Source organism: Actinophytocola sp. (assembly GCF_009379765.1).
Taxonomy (GTDB): domain Bacteria; phylum Actinomycetota; class Actinomycetes; order Mycobacteriales; family Pseudonocardiaceae; genus Actinophytocola.
On record NZ_WHTD01000007.1, the window covers coordinates 1 to 20,354 of the forward strand.

At 71.8% G+C, this 20,354-nt stretch carries 16 protein-coding genes; 8 read left to right on the forward strand and 8 right to left on the reverse strand.

Annotated elements, in window-relative coordinates; genetic code table 11:
* Together GEV28_RS03220 and GEV28_RS03225 are read right to left on the reverse strand one after the other, a co-directional pair.
* A partial coding sequence (locus GEV28_RS03220; RefSeq protein ID WP_291408400.1) for a DUF6542 domain-containing protein occupies positions 1–640 on the reverse strand: 640 nt, incomplete at its 3' end.
* Between the two features lie 444 nt (positions 641–1,084).
* Positions 1,085–2,086, reverse strand: coding sequence for a DNA recombination protein RmuC (locus GEV28_RS03225; RefSeq protein ID WP_291408402.1), 1,002 nt, complete (start codon positions 2,084–2,086; stop codon positions 1,085–1,087).
* A gap of 78 nt (positions 2,087–2,164) precedes the next feature.
* Here GEV28_RS03225 and GEV28_RS03230 point away from each other — a divergent pair, with 78 nt between their 5' ends.
* The 3 genes from GEV28_RS03230 (at position 2,165) to GEV28_RS03240 (ending at position 7,037) form a co-directional block, all read left to right on the forward strand.
* The gene (locus tag GEV28_RS03230; protein WP_291408404.1) at positions 2,165–2,764 is read left to right on the forward strand and encodes a class I SAM-dependent methyltransferase; all 600 of its coding nucleotides are present in this window, start codon (positions 2,165–2,167) and stop codon (positions 2,762–2,764) included.
* Positions 2,765–2,812: 48 nt separating this feature from the next.
* Positions 2,813–3,994 carry an exonuclease SbcCD subunit D gene (locus GEV28_RS03235; RefSeq protein WP_291408406.1) on the forward strand — a complete coding sequence of 394 codons (1,182 nt, stop codon included), beginning with the start codon at positions 2,813–2,815 and terminating at the stop codon, positions 3,992–3,994.
* A gap of 115 nt (positions 3,995–4,109) precedes the next feature.
* Positions 4,110–7,037 carry an SMC family ATPase gene (locus tag GEV28_RS03240; RefSeq protein ID WP_291408408.1) on the forward strand — a complete coding sequence of 976 codons (2,928 nt, stop codon included), beginning with the start codon at positions 4,110–4,112 and terminating at the stop codon, positions 7,035–7,037.
* Here GEV28_RS03240 and GEV28_RS03245 read toward each other — a convergent pair.
* From GEV28_RS03245 to GEV28_RS03255, 3 genes are read right to left on the reverse strand one after another with little or no spacing between them, the layout of a single operon-like run.
* On the reverse strand, positions 7,024–7,644 hold the full coding sequence (locus tag GEV28_RS03245) for a nucleoside/nucleotide kinase family protein (RefSeq protein WP_291408410.1): 621 nt from the start codon (positions 7,642–7,644) through the stop codon (positions 7,024–7,026). The two genes, GEV28_RS03240 and GEV28_RS03245, sit on opposite strands and share 14 nt — an antisense overlap.
* Complete coding sequence (locus GEV28_RS03250) at positions 7,641–8,492, reverse strand: PfkB family carbohydrate kinase (protein WP_291408412.1); 852 nt, start codon at positions 8,490–8,492, stop codon at positions 7,641–7,643. Before GEV28_RS03250 ends, GEV28_RS03245 begins: the two co-directional genes overlap by 4 nt.
* Positions 8,489–9,403, reverse strand: coding sequence for an ABC transporter permease (locus tag GEV28_RS03255; protein ID WP_291408414.1), 915 nt, complete (start codon positions 9,401–9,403; stop codon positions 8,489–8,491). Before GEV28_RS03255 ends, GEV28_RS03250 begins: the two co-directional genes overlap by 4 nt.
* A 114-nt stretch (positions 9,404–9,517) precedes the next feature.
* Between GEV28_RS03255 and GEV28_RS03260 the strand changes: the two genes are divergently transcribed.
* Positions 9,518–10,531: a LacI family DNA-binding transcriptional regulator gene (locus GEV28_RS03260; protein WP_291408573.1), complete on the forward strand. Its 1,014-nt coding sequence runs from the start codon at positions 9,518–9,520 to the stop codon at positions 10,529–10,531.
* On the opposite strand, the gene GEV28_RS03265 is transcribed toward GEV28_RS03260, so the two are convergent.
* The gene (locus tag GEV28_RS03265; RefSeq protein WP_291408417.1) at positions 10,528–11,397 is read right to left on the reverse strand and encodes an SDR family oxidoreductase; all 870 of its coding nucleotides are present in this window, start codon (positions 11,395–11,397) and stop codon (positions 10,528–10,530) included. The two genes, GEV28_RS03260 and GEV28_RS03265, sit on opposite strands and share 4 nt — an antisense overlap.
* A gap of 63 nt (positions 11,398–11,460) precedes the next feature.
* Between GEV28_RS03265 and GEV28_RS03270 the strand changes: the two genes are divergently transcribed.
* Positions 11,461–11,844 (forward strand): helix-turn-helix domain-containing protein, encoded by a 384-nt coding sequence (locus GEV28_RS03270; RefSeq protein WP_291408418.1) that lies wholly within the window; start codon positions 11,461–11,463, stop codon positions 11,842–11,844.
* A gap of 108 nt (positions 11,845–11,952) precedes the next feature.
* Here the strand turns inward: GEV28_RS03270 and GEV28_RS03275 are convergent, their stop codons facing one another.
* Positions 11,953–13,401: a DNA-3-methyladenine glycosylase 2 gene (locus GEV28_RS03275; RefSeq protein WP_291408420.1), complete on the reverse strand. Its 1,449-nt coding sequence runs from the start codon at positions 13,399–13,401 to the stop codon at positions 11,953–11,955.
* 189 nt (positions 13,402–13,590) lie between these two features.
* A complete protein-coding gene (locus tag GEV28_RS03280) occupies positions 13,591–16,806 on the reverse strand; it encodes a S8 family serine peptidase (RefSeq protein ID WP_291408422.1) in 3,216 nt (1,071 codons plus the stop codon).
* Positions 16,807–17,042: 236 nt separating this feature from the next.
* Here GEV28_RS03280 and ychF point away from each other — a divergent pair, with 236 nt between their 5' ends.
* From ychF to GEV28_RS03295, 3 genes are all read left to right on the forward strand, one after another.
* Positions 17,043–18,125 carry a redox-regulated ATPase YchF gene (gene ychF, locus GEV28_RS03285; RefSeq protein ID WP_291408424.1) on the forward strand — a complete coding sequence of 361 codons (1,083 nt, stop codon included), beginning with the start codon at positions 17,043–17,045 and terminating at the stop codon, positions 18,123–18,125.
* Between the two features lie 297 nt (positions 18,126–18,422).
* Positions 18,423–19,628 (forward strand): Fic/DOC family N-terminal domain-containing protein, encoded by a 1,206-nt coding sequence (locus GEV28_RS03290; RefSeq protein ID WP_291408426.1) that lies wholly within the window; start codon positions 18,423–18,425, stop codon positions 19,626–19,628.
* A 37-nt stretch (positions 19,629–19,665) separates the two neighbouring features.
* Positions 19,666–20,340: a hypothetical protein gene (locus GEV28_RS03295; protein WP_291408428.1), complete on the forward strand. Its 675-nt coding sequence runs from the start codon at positions 19,666–19,668 to the stop codon at positions 20,338–20,340.
* Positions 20,341–20,354 lie beyond the last annotated feature (14 nt).

Below are 20,354 nucleotides of genomic sequence, written 5' to 3' on the forward strand. Positions count from 1 at the left end.
CCCCGGCGGGGCTCCGCGCGGCGGCGTCCGGGTCGGCCTCGGCGCGGCCGCGGGCGTCGGCTCGGGGGTCGGCTCGGGGGTCGGGCTCACCTCGGCCGCGGCGGGCGGGCGGGACGCGGTCCTTGCTCGGACGCTCGCGGCGGCCGGCCGGGGGCTCGCCGCCTCGGGAGCCGCGGGCCGGTCGGTCCGCACCGAGGATGTCGTCGTCGCGGGACGGGCGGTCGGACTTGGCAGCCCGGTTCGCGCGGACCTCCGGGTCGGGATTGCGCTCGTGCCACAGGCGGAAGACACCGATGGCCACCGTTACTCCGGTGGTGAACGCCATCGTCGGAAAGTTGCTCGTCAGCGGCAGCGCCACGGTGAACACGAGCTGCTTGAGCCCACCGCCGGCACCGGTGTCCGGGGCCAGCGCGACGACGGCGCCGATGGCCGTGACCGCGAACACCAGCGGCGGCTGCACCATCGGTCCGAACAGGCTCCGGCGGCGCACCCAGCAGATCGCCGCGACACATCCGACGACGTACGCGCCTTGGTAGATCTTGCCGAGCGAGCCCTGCCGCTGCATGTCGATGATCGCGGCGATCGCCGCCAAACCGAAGGCGAGCAGCACAGCACCCCACCAGGGCAGTCCACGAGACATGCCAAGGATCGGGCGGTCATCCCACGCCGGCTCGGCGTCTTGTGCAGGATCGCTCCGGCGATCGCGGGTCGCGGTCACGGGTGCACACGTTAGTAGGTCGGCGGACCGCGTCGGTCGCCGTTCTCCAAACGACGGCGCCGACTCCACACCAAGATGTGAACCGAGACACAACCCGCCTACTGTCCGCTGCCAAGGACTCAAGACGGCATCAATTGAGTTATGTGAGGTTAACGGTCAGATGACACCTCCGCTCCGGACGTATCGACACTCGTCAGGCCGTTGGGCGATCACACGGAGTACGCGCGGGGTTCGGAAAAATCTCACGGCCTCGGGACTGCGCTGACCGAAGGATCGGCGCCGAACAGCGGCCCCCCGATCGGCCGAACGGACGAACCTTCACAACGGGACCGTGCGCCGCCGCGGTCCGTCGTCGGATCAATCGGCTCAGAACGGCGGCTCCTCGGGGTCGGACGGCTCGACGAACGGCTCGATGGACGACTCCGCCGGCACCAGCTCGCGCGGTGCCGCCGAGCCGTTGAGGACGACCTCCTCGGACCGGCGCACGGCCGCGATCGGCGTGGGGCTCCCCGCGGCGTCGGACAGCGGACCCACGGCGGTGGCGAACTGGGTGAGCGCGTCGAGCTCCCGCCGCCGCGCCTGCAGGAACCGCTGCAGATGCGTGCTCGACACGTTGACCGCGTCGACCGCGCCCTCGGCCGCCCGGTGCGCGGCCGCCGCGTGCGCCCGCACCGCCTCGATGTCCTCGACCAGCACCCGCTCGCTCGCGGCGAGCATGGCCGCCGACGCGATGACCGCGAAGCCCGTCGGGCCGCACACGAACACCCGGCGGTCGAGCAGCCAGCGCAGCAGGTCGGGGTCGGTGTCCATGGCCGCGACGACGGCCGCGTCCGACGGCACGAACATGACCGTGCCGTAGATCGCGTCGGCCCAGCGCTGGTAGCCCTTGCCGGCGAGTTCGGTGGCGCGCGAGCGGATGTTGCGCACGTGCACCCGCAGCGCGTCGAACCGCTCGTCGGCGTCGTCGGTCTCGACCGCCTCGACCCACGCGCCGATGCTCATCTTGGCGTCGACCGGCACCCGGCGGCCGTCGCCGACGAGCAACAGCATGTCCGGGCGGACCGAGCCGCCGCCCGCGACATCGGTCTGGACGGTGAAGTGCAGGCCCTCGCGTAAGCCGAGCGATCGCGCGCTCTCCACCAGCACCTGTTCGCCCAGCTCGCCGCGGCCGTGGATGGACGCGAACGTGACCTCGTAGCGGCGCAGCGCCGCGGCGTGTGCGTCGGTGCGGTCGCGCTCCTGCTGCACGGCTGAGACCGCCTCGTCCAGCCGGCGCTGGCTGTCGGCGTAGAGCCGCCGGAACAGGGTGAGGCCGGCGACGATCACCAGCACCAGAACGACGGCGACGGTGCCGAACACAGCGGCCACCGGATGTCCCCTCTCTCGCAGCGAAACGCGGTCGGGAGAATCATGGGCCAGCCCACCGACAGTTTCGGGGAGGACGCCGTGACCAGCTGGGACGTCGCCGGTTTCGAGGAGCTGTACGCGTCGGTCGGTGAAGATCTGGACCAGGTGCCGTGGGCGCGGATGGGCCCGAACCCGACCCTCGTCGAGTGGCTGGACACCCGACCAGCCCCGCCCGGCCGGGCACTCGTGATCGCGTGCGGGCTCGGTGACGACGCCGAGGAGCTGGCCAGGCGCGGCCACCGGGTCACCGCGTTCGACCTCTCCGAGACCGCGATCGGCTGGTGCCGCAAGCGGTTTCCGCAGTCCGATGTGGACTACCAGGTGGCCGACCTGCTCGACCCGCCGGCGCAGTGGGCCGGCGCGTTCGACCTGGTGGTGGAGCTCTACACGATCCAGTCGCTCCCGCTGGGGACGCGCCCGCAGGCGGTGGCCGCGGTCGCGGCGCCGGTGGCCGCGGGCGGCGCGCTGTTCGTCCGGTGCTTCGCCCGACCCGACGACGCGCCCGTCGACGTGCGACCGTGGCCGGTGAGCCGGGCAGAGCTGGGCTGGTTCACCGGGGAGGGGCTGACCGAGGTGTCGCTCGCGGAGGACGTCACCGAGTCCGGCACGCGCTTCTTCGTCGGGGTCTACCGGCGGTAGCCGCGTGGCTCCCCCATTTCGCCGGCCGGCGGCCCTAGCTTGGCGGGCATGCGGGTGCTGCACACCTCCGACTGGCACGTGGGGCGCATGTTCCACGGCCGCGATCTGCTTGCCGACCAGGAGTCCGTGCTCGGTGGCATGGCCGATCTGGTCGAGGACGAGCGGATCGACGTCGTCGTGGTGTCCGGCGACCTCTACGACCGCGCGGTGCCCTCCGGTGAGGCGGTACTGGCGTGCACCCGGATCCTCGACCGGATCCGCACCGCCGGCGCCCGGCTGGTGATCACCCCGGGCAACCACGACTCGGCACCGCGGCTCGGGGTGTACGCCGACTTCGCCGCGGTCGGCGGGTTGCACCTGCGCACCCGGATCGCCGAGCTCGACCGGCCGGTGCTGCTCGACGACGAGCACGGGCCCGTCGCGCTGTACGGGATCCCCTACCTCGAGCCGGAGCCGGCGCGGCACTCGATGGGCGTCGACGCACCCGGGCACGCGGGCGTGCTCACCGAGGCGATGCACCGGATCAGGGCCGACCTCACCGGGCGGGGCGAGGGCGTGCGGTCGGTGGTGCTGGCGCACGCGTTCGTGACCGGCGGGGCGCCGAGCGCGTCGGAGCGGACCATCGCGGTCGGTGGCGTGGAGCAGGTGTCGAGCGCGGTGTTCGACGGTGTCGACTATGTGGCGCTGGGGCATCTGCACGGGCCGCAGCGGCTGGCCGAGCACCTGCGGTACTCGGGGAGCCCGGTGGCGTACTCGTTCTCCGAGGCGCGGCACCACAAGTCGGTGTGGCTGCTGGAGCTGGACGCGCACGGCCTCGCCGGCGTCGAGCGGCGGACGCTGCCGGTGCCGCGCGCGCTGGCGGCGGTCTCCGGCACGTTGGAGTCGTTGCTGGTCGCGCCGGAGCACGCGGGGTTGGCCGACCACTACCTGTCGGTGGAGCTGACCGACCGGGTGCGGCCGACGGACGCGCTGCGCCGGCTGCAGGCGCGGTTCCCGCACGCGGTGCACCTGGACTGGCGGCCGGACGGTGGCGTGGCCGGGGCGTCGTTGCGGTACGCGAGGACCGTGCGCGGACACTCGGACCACGACGTGGCCTGCCAGTTCGTCGACGACTGCCGCGGCTCGCAGCCGTCCGACGGCGAGCGCGCCCTGCTGCGCGAGGCGCTCGCCGCGGTGGCCAACGAGGAGCGCGCCGAGCTCGCCAACCAGCGCGGGAGCTCCGCCGCGTGAGCGGGAGCGACGGAGCGTGCGCCGTCCGGACTGACGAGCGGCGCAGCGAGCGAGTGAGCAGCGCAGGAGGGAACACGGCGGGTAGCGGAGGAGCGGATCGAACCGTGGGCACAGCGTGAGACTGCATCGGTTGGAGCTCACCGCTTTCGGGCCGTACCCCGATCATGAGGTCGTCGACTTCGACGCGCTCGGGGCGGCCGGGCTCTTCCTTCTGCACGGCGATACCGGGGCCGGCAAGACCACGTTGCTCGACGCCGTGGCGTTCGCGTTGTTCGGCGCCGTGCCGGGGGTGCGGGACCAGGCCAAGCGGCTGCGGTGCGACTACGCCGACTCGGCTGTGCTGACCGAGGTGCGGTTGGAGCTTTCCGTGCGTGGGCACCGCTTGCGGCTCGTGCGCGGCCCGGAGTACTCGCGGCCCAAGAAGCGGGGCGGCGGCGAGACGAAGCAGCAGGCGAGGGCGTCGCTCACCTGGGTGGGCACGGCGCCGAGCGGGTCCGCGCCGGACGGGTTGACCAGGATCGACGAGGTCGGTCGCACGATCGAGCGGCTGCTCGGGATGAGCAAGGACCAGTTCTTCCAGGTGGTGCTGCTGCCGCAGGGCGAGTTCGCCAAGTTCCTGTGCGCGGACACGGGCGACCGGGAGAAGCTGCTCGAGAAGCTCTTCGGCACGCAGCACTTCGCGTTGGTTGAGCAGTGGTTCCGGGACCGTCGGGTCGAGGCCGGCCGGGTGCTGGACGGCAAGCGGCGCGCCGAGGTCGAGCTGCTGGCCCGGCTCGCGCAGGTCGTCGGGTCGGACGCCCCCGACGCTCCGGACGAGGCCTGGCTGGCCGGGCTGGTGGCGCGAACCGCTCGCGACGCGGGCGACGCGGTGACCCGGGAGTTGGAGGTTTCCACGGCCAGGGACCGTTGCGAGAGCGGGTATCTGGCGCTGCGGACGCTGGCCGAGCGGGTCCGCCGGGCGCGGTCCGCGCGCGAGGGGCTGGCCGCGCTCGATGCCGAGGCGCGGATACGGGACGCGTGGGCGAAGGAGCTGGCGGCGGCCCGGCGTGCGGCGGTCGTGGTGCCGGCGGGGCGGGAGCTGGACCGGGTCGTCGGGTTGGCGCGGCAGGCCGAGCACGCGGTGGCGGTGCGGCTCGCGGAGGTGCCCGACGAGTACCGGGACGCGGCCGCGGGACCGTTGCGTGAGGAGGCCGGGGCGCTCGCGGGGCTCGTCGACGAGGCGGTGCGGCAGGAGTCCGATCGGGACCTCGCCGCCGAGCTGACGCGGCGCGGCACCGGGGCCGAGCGGGACGTGCTGGCGTTGACGGAGCGGCTTTCCGTGCTGCCGCGGGAGATCGAGGACGCTCGGGCGCGGGTCGCGGACGCGGCCCGGGCCGTCGCCGAGCTGCCGGCGCTGCTGTCCACGAGGGATGAGCTGGCCGCGCTCGCGAAGGACGCGGGCAAGCTGCCCGCGGCCGCCGTGGCCGTGCGGACGCTCACCGAGCGGCACGCGGCCGCGGTCGACACGCATCAGACGGCCCGGGAGGAGCTGCTCGACACCCGGCAGCGGCGCCTGGACGGCATGGCCGCCGAGCTCGCCACCGCGCTCGAGGACGGCGCGCCCTGCCCGGTGTGCGGGTCGGCCGAGCACCCCGCGCCGGCCCGCGGCACACCCACGCGGGTCACCGCCGGGGACGAGCGAGCGGCGGTGCGGCGGGAGCAGGACGCGCAGACCGCGCGCGACTCGGCCAAGGACGAGCTGACGATGGCCGAGCGGTTCCTGGCCGCACTCGAGGACCGGCTCGGCGACGCCGGCGACGTGCGCGCGGCGCTCGCCGAGGCACGCGTCGCGTACGACGACGCACGGGAGCGAACCGAGGCGCACGGTCGGCTGCGGGACGGGGTGCGTGCGCTCGAAGCCGAGGCCGAGCAAGCGCGGGACCGGTTGCGTGAGGCGGAGAGGAAGGCCGGCGGGTACGAGCACGAGCGGACCGCGCTCGAGGCGCGGATCGCCGAGCGGGCCGACCGGCTCGAAGCCGCCCGCGGCGCGCATCCCGATGTCGCGGCCCGGCGGCGGCACCTGCTCGAGGTCGCCGACGCGCTCGAGTCGCTCGCGTCGGCCGGCACGCGGTGGGAGGCCGCCGCCACCCGGGTCGAGGAGCAGCGCGCGACGCTCGCCGAAGCCGTTGGGAGCGCCGGGTTCGAGGACATCGAGGAGGCTCGGGAGGCGGCCAGGGACGACCGGACGATCGCCCGGTTGGAGCAGCGGTTGTCCGACGCGCAAGCCCGGGAGGCCGGGTTGCGGCAGGTGCTCGCGGACCCCGAGCTCGACGGCATCGACCCGGGTCAGGACGTCGAGCTGAGGGCCGCTGCCGACGCGTTCACGTCGGTGCAGGACGAGGTCGAGGAGGCGGTCGCGCGGTCCCGCGCGGCCGGCCAGGTGCGCAAGGCCGTCGCGGAGCTGGCCGAGCGGTTGCGCGCGGTGTGGCTGGAGCTCGCGCCGGCGGCGGCCGAGTACGCGGAGCTCGACGCGCTCACCGACGTCGTCAACGGGCGCGGGCAGAACTCCCGGAAGATGTCGCTGCGCGCGTACGTGCTGGCCGCGCGGCTGGAGGAGGTCGCGGTCGCGGGCACCGCCCGGCTGCGGCGGATGAGCGGGGACCGGTTCTCGTTCGTGCACAGCGATGCCGCCGGGCAGCGGGGCAAGCGCGGCGGGCTCTGGCTCGACGTGCTCGACGACTACTCCGGCCAGGTCCGCTCCGCCAAGACCCTGTCCGGTGGCGAGACCTTCCTCGCGTCGCTGGCGTTGGCACTCGGGCTCGCGGACGTGGTCGCGGCCGAGACCGGCGGGGCGCTGCTCGACACGCTGTTCGTCGACGAGGGCTTCGGCATGCTCGACGCCGACACGCTCGACGAGGTGATGAACACCCTCGACGAGCTGCGCGCGGGCGGCCGGGTCGTCGGCCTCGTGTCGCATGTGGAGGAACTGCGGCAGCGCATCCCGACCCGGCTGCGGGTGCACAAGTCCCGCACCGGGTCGACCGTCGAGCTCATCTCGGCGTGACGGGGACGACGAGGTCGGCGGCGGCACTGGTGGCGTTGATCAGGACCGCGTTGCGCTCGTCGGAGCCGAAGGTCCGCTCCCGGGCCTGCTCGAGCGTGCGGCCGAACGCGCGGTGCCGGTCGATCAGCCACTGGTGGCGATCGTCCTCGGGTGCGGCCAGGAACCACACCTCGTCGAGCAGGTCACGCACGGAGCTCCAGGGCGGGTCCGGCAGCAGCAGGTAGTTCCCCTCGGTCACGACCAGCCGGATCTCCGGCGGCACGGGCGCCGCGCCGGCGATCGGTTCCTCCAGGTCACGGCGGAAGCTCGGGGCGTAGACGGTCTCGCCGGGCGGCCGAGATCGCAGGCGGCGCAACAGGTTCACGTAGCCGGCCGCGTCGAAGGTGTCCGGGGCGCCCTTGCGTTCGGTACGCCCCAGCCGGGTCAGCTCGACCTGTGCCAGGTGGAACCCGTCCATGCCGATGTGGATCGACGCCGGCCCGAGCGCGGCCACCAACTCCTCGGCCAGCGTCGACTTGCCGGCGGCCGGCGCACCGCAGATGCCCAGCAACGCCCGGTCCCGGTCCATGAGCGCGGCCGCCCGCGCCACCAGGTCGGCAAAGATCATGAGACCAGCCGGCGCATCGGGATCACCCAGGACCGCACGCCCTCGTGGCTGATGCGCACCGCCGCCGCCCGGTTCGCGAACTCGATCACCGCCGGCACGTCCGCCGCCGTCGGCACGCGGCCCAGCCGCGCCACCGCGAGTGCCGCCGCGCCGTGCCACACGTCGCCCGCGCCCACCGTGTCGCGGGCCTCGGCCCGCGGCACCACGACCTCGCCGCTCTCCGACCCGACGGTCCAGCGCACCGGATCGGGCCCGGCCGTGCGGATCACGACCGGGTTGGTCAGCTCGCGGGGCGACCGGAACGCCGACGAGCACGCGCAGACGTCCACAAGGGACAGCAGGTCGGCCAGCACCGGCTTCCAGCTCCCCGCGTCCAGCACCACCGGGATGCCCAGCGCACGAGCGGCGGCGGCGGCGCGCTTCGCCAGCTCCGGGTGGTGGCCGTCGAGCAGCACAGCACCCGCGCCGGTGAGGTCGACGTCGGCCACCGCCGCCACGCCCGCCGCGTTGTGCGACACCACGGTCCGCTCGCCGTCGGACTCACGCACGGACACCGCGCTCACCGCGGGCGGCGCCACCCGGTACGGCAGCACGTCGGTGACCTCGACCCCGCAGGCCGTCAGGTCGCCGAACGCCAGCCGGGCCAACGGATGCGAGCCGAGCACGGTGGCCAGCCGGGCCACCCCGCCGAGCGCGGCGACGGCCACCGCCGCGTTGGCCGCGGGCCCGCCGGCCGCGAGCTCCACCGAGCCGGACTGCACCTTCTCGCCGGGCGCCGGCAACGACTCGACCCGCTGCACCAGGTCCACCGTGCACAGTCCGACCGCGACGACGGCCGTCCCACTCATCGTTGCCTCCCCTGGGAGAACCGGTCCACCGCGACCGCGGCGAGCAGCAGCACGCCGATGGCCACGTCCTGGTAGAGGGTGTCGACGCCCACCTGGGTCAGACCGGTCCGCAGTACCGCGACGACGAGCGCGCCCACCACCGTGCCGAGAACGCTGACCCGGCCGCCGAACGGGCTCGTGCCGCCGATGACGACCGCGACGATCGAGTCGAGGTTGCCGAGCTGGAAGGCGTTCGGGTCGGCGATGGGCACCCGGCCGAGAGCCTGCCACGCGGCGATCCCGTAGATCACCCCGGCCACCACGTACCGCGAGAGCACCCGTTGACCGGTCCCCCACGCCGTTCTGGTCAGCGCGAACCAGAGGCCGACGGCCAGCGCGAGCAGCACGCCCATGCCGTAGGTGAGCTCGACCCGGCCGAGCAGGTACTTCGTCGTACCGAGGAAGCCGAGCGCGTCGTCGACGACCGGGAACGTCCGGCCCTGCGCGTAGATCCGGCTCACCGCGGTGACGATCACGAGCATGCCGAACGTGACGACGAACGGTGGCAGCCGCGGCCACGTGACGAGCCCGCCGGCCACCGCACCGACCGCGGCCGCGGCGAGGACGCCGACCAGCAACGCCAGCACGCCGGGCGTGCCGGTGAGCGCGAGCTCGGCGATGAGGAGCGTGCCGAGCACCGCGACGGCCGCGTTGGCCAGGTCGATGCCGCCCGCGCGGACGATCAGCAGCTGACCGAGCGCGAGCGTCCCGGTCACCAGCGACTGCTGGACCACCACGGACAGGTTGTCGATGTCGAGGAACGAGCCGATCGCGAGCCCGAACGCCAGCACGAGGACGACCAGCGCGACCACCGGGCCGAATGCCCGGTATGCCGAGAACGGGGCCCGGGCCGACGAGTCACGTCGTCCCATGTGGACCTCCACGGCGCGGCGGTTTGCGGGGAAGCTATTGATCTCTGTACCGTGACGCAACCGTTTGCGCAAACGCTTGCGTCCGTACCGATTCAGGAGCTTTTCGTGATCACCATGCGGGACGTCGCCCGGCTGGCGGGCGTGTCCATCACGACGGTCTCGCACGTCGTCAACTCGACGAGGTCGGTCGCGCCGGAGACCAAGGCGAAGGTGCTGGGCGCGATCGAGCACACCGGTTACACGGGCGACGCTATCGCGCGGTCACTGGTGACCGGTGGGACCCGGTCCCTCGGCGTGGCGATCTCCCTCGGCGCCAACCCGTACTCCGCCGAGCTGCTGCGGGCCATCGAGCACGAGACCACGCGTGCGGGCTACGCGCTGGTGCTCGCGGACACGCACGACGAGCCGGATGCCGAGCAGTCGGCGGTCCGCACGCTCCGGTCGAGGCGGGTCGACGGCCTGGTGCTCACGCCGTCGCCGCGGGTGTCCGGGACGGTGCTGCCGCGGCTGCGCGACCTGGGGATCCCGATCGTGCTGCTGGACCGGCTGACGACGAGCCAGGACATCGACCAGGTGGGGCCGGAGAACGTGTACGCGACCTCCGGGCTGGTGCGGCATCTCGCCGACCTCGGGCACCGGCGGATCGGCATGATCAGCGGCGCGCCCGGCCTCGCGACGACATCCGAACGGGTGCTCGGCTACCGGCTCGGCCTGGGCCGGTCGCGGCTCACCTGGGACGAGTCGCTCGTCGTGTCCGGTGAGGGCGCGCTCCGCGGGCTGCTGGCGGTCGAGTCGCCGCCGACGGCGGTGATCGCCGGCGACAACACGGTGCTGACCGGCGTGCTGCACGAGTGCCGCCGGCGCGGGCTGCGGGTCGGGACGGACCTCGCGGTCGTGGGCTACGACGAGGTCGAGTGGGCGGACCTGCTGGACCCGCCGGTCACGACGGTGGCACAACCGGTCGCGGAGATGGGGCGGACGGCGGTGCGGATGCTGCTGGACCGGATCGCCGACCCGGCGCGGCCGCCGGTGACCAAGCGCCTGCCGACGACGTTCATCCACCGCGGCTCGTGCGGCTGCCCGCCGGCCGGCCACCCCGGTGTCGGGGCGGCCGGCGAGGCGTCCTAGGACGCGAGGGTCGCGGCGATCGTGTCGGCGAGCGGGGTCGTCGGGCGGCCGAGCAGCCGGGAGAGGTCGCCCGGCGTGCCGGCCAGCTTGCCCCGGCTGATGGCGTCGTCGACGTCCACGAGGATGTCGGCGAAACCCTCCGGCACCCCGGCACCCACCAGGATCCGCTTGTGCTGGGCGGGCGAGACGGAGGTGTGGACGACCTCCTTGCCGGCCTGCCGGGACACCTCGGCGGCGAACTCGTCGTGGGTCCACGCCTGGTCCCCGCCCAGCTCGTAGGCCTTGTTCACATGGCCGTCCGCGCGCAGGACCACGGCGGCCGCGGCGGCGAAGTCGGTGCGCGGCGCGGTGGCGAGCCGGCTCCCCGGCGCGACGCTGGTGAGGACGGCGCCGCGCTCGAGGATGCCGTCGAGGTCCGCGGTGAGCCCGGGCGCGTCGGTGTACCAGTTGTTGCGCAGAAACGTGTGGGGCAGGCCGGAGTCGAGGATCAGCCGCTCGGTCGCGCGGTGGTCGTCGGCGAGCCGGAAGTCGGCCTCGGGCCCGCCGAACACACCGGTGTAGGCGAGCTGTGCCACGCCGGCGGTCTTGGCCGCGTCGATCACCGCGGCGTGCTGGGCGGCGCGCCGGCCGATGTCGGTGCCGGAGATCAGCAGCACCCGGTCCTCGGGCGCGAACGCCCCGGCGAACGTGTCGGGCCGGTCGTAGTCGGCGACCTGCAGCCCCACCCCCTGCTCGGCGAGGTCGGCGGCCTTCTCCTTGCTGCGCGCGACGGCCGTGATGTCGCCCGCGGGCACGCCGGCGGCCAGCAGGTCCGCGATGACCAAGCGGCCGAGCTGCCCGGTTGCCCCTGTGATGACGATGCTCATGAGCTCACGCTATGACTAGTACATCCAATTCCGTAAGTACCCACTTCGAAGTAAGGTACTGGCATGGACGTCAGGTCTGCGGCCAAGTCGCCGGATGTCAACCGCGCGGAGTGCCCGTCCCGGCTGGTGCTCGAGCACGTCACCAGCCGCTGGGGCGTGCTCGTGCTGGCCGCGCTGCTGGGGCGCTCGTTCCGGTTCAGCGAGCTGCGTCGCCACGTCGGGGGCGTGAGCGAGAAGATGCTCGCGCAGACCCTCCAGACCCTGGAACGCGACGGCATCGTCCACCGCGACGCCAAGCCGGTCATCCCGCCGCGGGTCGACTACTCGCTCACGCCCATGGGCGAGGAGGTCGCCGAGCAGGTCTGGGCCCTCACCAAGTGGGTCGAGAAGAGGCTGGACGACGTCTTCGCGGCCCGCGACGCCTACGACGAGGCCCGCGCCTCCTGACCCCGGGGCGAAGTCGCGGGTTCCGGGCGTTGGACTCGCGGGTCCTCAGCGTTGGACTCGCGGGTTCCGGGCGTTGGACTCGCGGGTCCTGAGCGTTGGACTCGCGGGTCAGCCGGCGCGCCACAGGTGCAGGCCGGCGTAGGAGCGCCACGGTCGCCAGGCGTCGGCGTGCGCGAGCAGCTCGTCCGGTGTGGACGGTAGGCCGAGCGCCTCGGCGCCCTTGCGCATTGCGACGTCCCCGGTCAGCAGCACGTCCGGCGCGCCGAGCACACGCATCAGGACGTAGCCGGCCGTCCACGGCCCGACCCCGGCGAACTCCTGCAGCGTGAGGGAGAGCTCGTCCGGGTCGGACCCCACGTGGACGTCCAGCTCACCCGCGGCCAGCGCGGCGTTGACGGTGAGCATCGTGTCGATGCGCCTGCGCGGCCCGGTGAGCACCTCGGCACCGCGTTCGGCGATCGCCGCTGGGGTCGGGAACAGCGTGGTGAGCGCGCCGTCCGGGGTGGGCAGCGGATCGCCGAGCGCCGCGGCCAGCGAGCCGAGGGCGGTCCGCGCGGCGGCCACGGTGATCTGCTGCCCGACCAACGCCCGGGTGACGATCTCCGCGCCGTCGACGCTGCCCGGCAGCCGGATCCCGGGCGTCGCGGCGACCGAGGCCGCCAGCGCCGGGTCCGCGCCGAGCACCTCCGACACCGCGTTCGGGTCGGCGTCGAGGTCGAACAGCCGGCGCAGCCTGGAGACCGCGCTGCCGAGGTCCCGCATGTCGGTGAGCTCGAGCGTGCAGTCGATGTGCCCGTCGGCCGGCCGCAACCGTGCGATGCCGGTGCCGTGCGGCAACCGCAACGTCCGCGCGTAGTGACCGTCCTCGACGGTCTCGACCCCAGGAACTGCCCGGGCGGCCAGGAACGCGAACAGCCCGTCGGCGTCGAACGGCGTCCGGTACGGCAGCCGCAGCGTCACCTTCCCCGCCGCGGGCCCGGGCGGGCGGGACCGTCGCTTGGCCGCCACCCGCAGCCCCGACGGCGTGGTGGCGAACACCGCGCGGATCGTGTCGTTGAACTGCCGCACGCTCGCGAAGCCCGCCGCGAACGCGATGTCGGCGAACCCGAGGTCGGTCGTCTCGATGAGCAACCGAGCGGAGTGCGCGCGGTGCGCCCTGGCGAGCGCCAGCGGCCCGGCACCGAGCTCGGCGGTGAGCACCCGGGTCAGATGCCGCTCCGAGTAACCCACCCGGCGGGCGAGCCCCGGCACCCCCTCGCGCTCCACCACGCCGTCGGTGATCAGCCGCATCGCCCGGCCGGCGAGGTCGGCCCGCAGGTTCCACTCCGGCGAGCCCGGCACCGAGTCCGGCAGGCACCGCCGGCACGCCCGGAAACCGGCCTGCTGCGCGGCCGCCGCGGTGGGGAAGAACAGCATGTTCTGCCGCTTGGGTGTGATGGCGGGGCAGGACGGCCGGCAGTAGATCCGCGTGGTCCGCACGGCCACGATGAACTGGCCGTCGAACCGGGCGTCCCGGGACGCGGACGCCCGGTAGCCCTGCTCCTCGTCGATTCGCACGTAACCCATGCTGCCAGCGCCGACGGCGACCGGCTCGCGGAATTCGGACGCGGCGATGCCCGCGGGTTCTGGGCGTTGGACTCGCGAGTCGCGAGCGTTGGACTCGCGGGTTCTGGGCGTTGGACTCGCGGGGTGGGGCATGGAAAGGCCGCCCTCGGCGGACCGGGGACGGCCTTTTCCGTACCGGAGTTACGAGGTGACCGACTGGACCACGACGTCACCGCTGCCGACGAGCGCACCGGTGTTCGTCCGGACCTGCACGTTGCCGTACAGCACGCGACCGGCCGCCGGCACCACGCCCGGCGTGACCGTGCCGGGGACCGTCCAGGTCGCACCGGCCGGGCGCTCCTGGTCGGTGTCCGTCAGCTCGATCGAGCCGAACGACGGGCCGCCGAACACGTCCACGTACTCGTAGGTGGTCGTGCCGGCCGGCACCGCGAACGCGTCGACCAGGGCGACCCAGGTGCCCGCGGCCGGGTTGGCCACGGCGACCTCTTCCTCCGAGTCGCCGTCCGCGCTGACCGCCGCCAGGACACAGGTCCCGCTCGTGCAGTTGAACAGGACCAGGTCGAGGTCCGCACCGAGGTCGGACGTGCTACCGATCTTGACCCGCAACGAGGTCGCGCTGGCCGTCACCGCGATCGGGAACTGCTGCTGCGCCCCGTCCTCGATGGACGGCGTGTCGATCCTGGCGCTGCCCAGCGGGGTGCCGACCGCGTGGCCGGTGAACGGACCGAACGCGTTGGTCAGCGTGTACTCGCGCGCGATCGGCTGACCGACCGTGCCCGACGCGATCGTGTCCGGGTTCGGCGACACCGTGGCACCCAGCACCGACGCGGTCAGGGTGTACGGCGCGAACGCCGTGTCCGACGTACGCCGCGCCTCGACCACGATCTCCCACACGCCGGGCAGCGGGTTGGTGACCGTGCGGCTGAGCGGGTCGCCCGTCGGGCAGCCGTTGCCGGGAACCGGCGGGTTGTAGCAGCTGATCGTCTGGCTGTCGTCGATCGCGGCGCCGTACGGGTGGTACCGCAGGAACCGGACCTGCCCGGCGCCCGGGGTGGTGCCGCCGCCCTGCAGGTCGACGAGCAGCGCCGGGGTGTTGGCCGGCACCCGCAGGAAGTAGCTCACCGTGTCGTTGCGCCCGACCTTGCCGCCGTGCCGGATCTGGTAGCCGTTGGCCGCGGTGAAGTCCTCGGCCGCGATCACCGTGTTCATCGTCTGGAACTCGATGCCCGTGGACATCGGGCTGTCGAAGTTCAGGATCGCCGAGTGGATCCCGGCGGTCCGCGCGTTCACCCCCACCCGGAGCTTGACCGCGCTGCCCTTGCGCAGCGTGATCCGGTTCGTCGAGCCGGTGAACGTGCCGTCGTTGCCCATCCAGCTCAGGTTGTAGGTGATCGGGTGGTCCGGGCCGCTGGTCCGGGTGAACGTGTACTCGCGGGTGTAGCGGTCGCCCTTCTGCACGCCCTCCCGGTCGAAGATGCCGACGCCGACGCCCGGGGTGGCGAGGAAGTCCGACAGGACCGTGTGGACCTCGACCGAGGAGGTGATGTCGACCGTCGCGATGTTCGCCTTCAGCGCCTTCCAGGCCTTCTTCGTGTCGATGAGGCCGTTGCCCTGCTCGTAGGCCTGGTAGTCGCGGAGGAACCGGGCCGTCGAGTTGAGCGCGGAGCGCAGCTGCGCCGGGGTGTGCGACACGCCCTTCTGGATCGCGGCGCTCACCAGCAGCGTGGCGGCGCCGGCGGCCTGCGGCGAGGCCATCGAGGTGCCCTGCAGCATGGCGTAGCCCGGCGGGAGGTCGTAGGTGCCGGCGACCGGCGCACCCGCCAACCAGGTCGGGATCGACGAGATCGCCGAGCCAGGCGCGACGATGTTCGGCTTGAACCCGCCGTCCTCGCGCGGGCCACGCGCCGAGAACGGGTGCAGGTTGTCCCACTCTGCGGTGTTCGAGCCGTAGTTGACCTGCCACGACTCCTTGGTGATGTAGGACCCGACGCTCATCACCTTGTCGGCGTTCGTCGGCTGGCTCACCGTGTTGACGCCGGTGCCGTCGTTGCCCGCGGAGATGAACAACTGCACGCCGTAGGTGTCGATCAGCTCGTTGTAGAGGTGCTCGCGGACGGTGTTGCCGTCGTTGACGAGGTCCAGGCCGCCGATCGACATGTTGACCACGTCGACGCCCGCGTCGCGGACGGCGTAGATCATGCCCTCGTCCAGGGCGTGTGCGGTACAGCCGGCGACGAACAGGCACCCGCGGACCGACACCAGCTTGGCGCCGGGGGCGGCGCCGCTCATCTTGCCGCCGAACAGCTTGTTGCCCGCGACGATGCCGGCGACGTGCGAGCCGTGCTCACCGGAGACGATGCCGATGTTGACCGACTCGGTCGACGGGCTCGTCTGGACGACGAACGGCATCGACTCGGCGACCGGGGTGGCCGGGTCGTCCGTGCCGAACGTGCCGATGTCCTGCTTGACCTTGTAGTCGGTCATCGGCTCGTCGTCGGCGAAGGTCTTGTTCTGGTTCGTGTCCACCCAGACGGTGCTGGTGGCCGGGTCCCACAGCACGCCGAACGTGCCGATGCTGCCGGCCGGGTTGCCGTCCCGGTTCACGTCGTTGCCGAGCTCGCCACCCAGACGCGGGTCGCGCTCGTCGAACAAGCCGTAGCGGTAGCCGCTCGGCTGGCCCGGTGCGGGGCTCGACATGTCGATCCACGTCGGGTCGTCGTCGTTGTTGACGCCGTCGGTGAACCCGGGGTCGGTGTAGGTGACCCAGTCGACGATCTTGCGCTCACCGGTGCTGGTGGTGTTCAGCGACGGGTGGTTGAGGTCGATGCCGGTGTCGACGATGCCCACGGTCACCCCGCGACCGTCGAACTTCGGGTTGTCGTTGACGAAGTCCGCGGCGTTGGTGTCGCCCGTCGGCAGGTACGGGTTGATGCGCGGGGTGTTCTTGCCCGGCGCAGGCTGCGGCGACGGGTCCTGGATGCCCTCCGGACGCGGGTTGTCCAGCTTGATCGTGCGGTCGACGTTGAGCGCGTCGACGCCGGACAGCTTCGCCATCTTGTCGACCTTGGCGATCGGCACCTCGGCCCGGACGTAGCCCAGGTCGTCGGCGCGGTACTTGATCTTCGCGCCCTCCGCCTCGAGCTTGTCGACGGTGCCCGCGTCGGCCATCACCTGGATCTCGACGGTGCTCTTGCCGTCGCGCGCGGCCTGGACGAGCAGGTCCCGGTCCTGCTTTCCGAGCTCCGTGCCGATGGTCGGCGCCTTCGGCGGTGCCGCCGCCGGGGCGGCACCCGCGCTCGCCGGCAGCGCGGCCAGCGAGATGCCGACCACCGCCGCGGTGAACGCCGCGCCGAGGCCGGTCCTTCTGCTTCGCCGGCGCGAGTCACGTTGGGTCATCCCACGTCCTTCTTCGTAGAGCGGAGCGAGCGTGCACAAGTCCAGAGGTGCTCACGGAGTGTTGTTGAGGCAAGCCAAAGAAACTAGCGTCCGAACGGGCTAATCCTGCCCTCTGGCGTGCAACAACAGGACATTCCGTGTTGTATGTCGCTCCGCGTAGCCCGTTCGCTACCCACAATCGGGGTAGAGCGTTGGTGCGCGCAGGTGGTCGAACGGCGGTCCGTAGACTTACCCCAGTGAGTTTGACCCTCGGGATCGTCGGATTGCCCAACGTCGGCAAGTCCACCCTCTTCAACGCCCTGACCAGTAACAACGTGCTCGCGGCAAACTACCCGTTCGCCACGATCGAACCCAATGTCGGGGTCGTCGCGCTGCCCGAGCCGCGGCTCGGCGTGCTGTCCACGATGTTCGAGAGCGCCCGCGTGGTCCCCGCCACGGTGTCCTTCGTGGACATCGCGGGGCTGGTCCGCGGCGCCTCGGAGGGGCAGGGGCGAGGCAACAAGTTCCTCGCCAACATCCGCGAGGCGGACGCGATCTGCCAGGTGATCCGCGTGTTCGACGATCCCAACGTGGTGCATGTGGACGGACGGGTCGACCCGTCCGGCGACATCGAGACGATCAACACCGAGCTGATCCTCGCCGACCTGCAGACGCTGGAGAAGGCGTTGCCGCGGCTGGAGAAGGATGCGCGCACCCGCAAGGAGGCGCGCCCGGCGCTGGAGGCGGCCAAGCAGGCCGCGGCGGTGCTCGACGCGGGACGGACGCTCTTCGCCGCACAGTCCGAAGTGGATGGTGGGCTGCTGCGCGAGCTCAGCCTGCTGACGACCAAGCCGTTCCTGTACGTCTTCAACTGCGACGAGGCCGTCCTGTCCGACGCCGGCCGCCGCGCCGCGCTGGCCGAGCTCGTCGCACCGGCCGACGCGGTGTTCCTCGACGCCAAGGTCGAGGAGGAGCTGCTGGAGCTGGACGACGAGGAGTCGGTCCGCGAGCTGCTGGAGTCGATCGGCCAGGAGGAGCCCGGCCTGCACTCGCTGGCCAGGGCCGGCTTCCACACGCTGGGCCTGCAGACCTACCTGACCGCGGGCCCCAAGGAGTCCCGCGCCTGGACGATCTACAAAGGATGGACCGCCCCGCAGGCCGCTGGCGTCATCCACACCGACTTCGAGCGCGGCTTCATCAAGGCCGAGGTGGTCTCCTACACCGACCTGGTCGACGCGGGCTCGATGGCCGCGGCGAAGGCGGCGGGCAAGGTCCGCATCGAGGGCAAGGACTACCTGATGGCCGACGGCGACGTGGTCGACTTCCGCTTCAACGTCTGAGTCGGGCCGTCCGCGCAGGTCAGCCGCCGTCTCGGCACTCGTGTGACATGCGGGCCATGGCCGGTTCAACAAAGTGACATGGTCCGGACCGTCATCGCAAGGAACCTTCGGATGACAGACATGCGCCCAAAGTCAACAGTCCGCACGCACCCAGGTCGCGATGTCAGTCATCTGGTACTTGTGTGACATGCAAGCCACGAGAGGCCCCCGGCTCAGGCCGGCAGGACTGCATCTCACTGAGGTCGATGATGTCAGTCAAGCAGCCAGTAACTAACAACGTGCGCTACAGTGCAACGCATGGACCTCGCGTCGTTTACCGACGACTCGCCCGGATCGCTCGTTCCGGTCAGCGGCACCGACTTACGACGAGGAGAGTGGGAACACTTCGCGTTTGTTCCATACCCGCTGCCGGCTGAGTCGCCCAACTTGACCGGAGCGACTTATCGCGCCGTCGCCGACGCCCGGGCAGCCCTGGCCGCATTGGACAGCACCGCGCGGCGCTTGCCAAACCCTCGCCTTTTCCGCCGGCCGTCACTGCAGGCCGAGGCACAGAGCACCTCTGCTCTGGAAGGAACTTACGCCCCCTTGGCCGAAGTTCTGATAGCCGACCGGGAAAAACCTCCGAATATCGAGATGCGAGAGATTCTGAACTATGTCTCGATGGCCGACAGTGCATTTCGGTGGATTGAAGAAGGGCGACCGCTCACGGTAAGCATGCTGAGCGAACTGCAGGCAACCCTGGTTCGCGGAACGCACAGCGAGAACTCGTCGTCCGGCACCGTGCGGGACCATCTGGTTGTCGTCGGACAAAGAGCGGGCGCAAGTCCACCCGAATTTCCTGTTCAGTCCGCACGGTTTGTCCCTCCGCCAGCCGGAAACGATCTTCGTGCCAACCTCCAGGATCTCCTCGACTGGATGGGCCGCAAGGAGACCGGCCAGGAGATCGACCCGGTCGTCGCCGCCGCACTCGCACACTATCAGTTCGAAACGCTTCATCCATTCAACGACGGAAACGGTCGAATTGGTCGCCTCCTGATTGTCATGCACCTTCAACAGAAAGGAGTGCTACTGGAGCCGACCTTGACGGTTTCACCTTGGTTCGAATCGCGGCGAAGTGACTACTACGACCGACTCCTCTCGGTTAGCACGAGGGGCGACTGGGACGCCTACGTTCGCTTCTTCGCGAGAGGCCTGGAAGCATCCGCTCAGACAACCCATGATCGCATGATCGCCCTGGTAGATGTCCAGTCTTCGATGAAAGACACGGTGCGTGAATCCGCGCTCAGAGCCGACACCGCTCATGCCCTGGTCGACTTTGCTGTTGCCAATGTCTCTTTTACTGTTCGGCAGGTTGAGCGAGATCTGGGCGTGTCGTACGGTCGGGCCAACGGACTGGTCAACCAGTTGGTGCAACTTGGCATAATCGAGCATCTCGGGGCGAGCGGCGGTGGGTCGAGGCGCTTCTTCGCACCCGCCGTGTACCGAGTTCTGGTAGGGGACTAGACCGGGCTGGGCCGTCGGGCATCGGGTGGGAGACGTCGTGGTTGGTCTGGTGTCGTTCCTCTCGGCGATGGTGCCGGCGGTCGTCCTGCTGGTGCTCGGGATCCCGTTCCCGATCGTGGTGGTGGCGCTGGTCGCCGGCGGTGTCACCGGGCTGCTCATCGCGGGCTCCACCCGCGCCGGCGAGCGGCGGGACACCGACCGGATCCAGATCGCGGCCGTGACCCTGGCCGACTGGGCGCATCGCAACGACGGCCGGTCGGAGACCGACCCGGACGCGCTGCGGGACGGCGCGTGGGAGCTGCCGGCCACATCGTGGTTCTACGGCACGGTGCTGGCCGTCGGGCGCCGGGAGGGCTTCGAGGTGGGCGTCACGTGTTTCCTCGAGGCCACCAGCGAGGGCGCGCCCACCCGGCACACCGGACACCTCGTGCACCTGCCGGAGCCGGTGCCGGAGCTGCGGCTGAGCCGAGCCCAGCTGCGCCGGATCCGCCGTGGAAGGACCGGCGAACCGATCCCCGACCTGGTCCGCGAGCGGCTGGCCGCGGTGCCGCCGGACACGGAGTCGCTGGACGTCGCCGACCAGGTCCTGTTCCTCGTCCGGCCCCGCTGGCCCGAGTTCGCCCCACCCGACGAGCACGTCGACGCGGCGGTGGCCGTCGCGGCCGCGCTCGGGCATGAACGCGGCCGCGACGCCAGCACCACGCGACGGTGACGACTGCCCCGGTC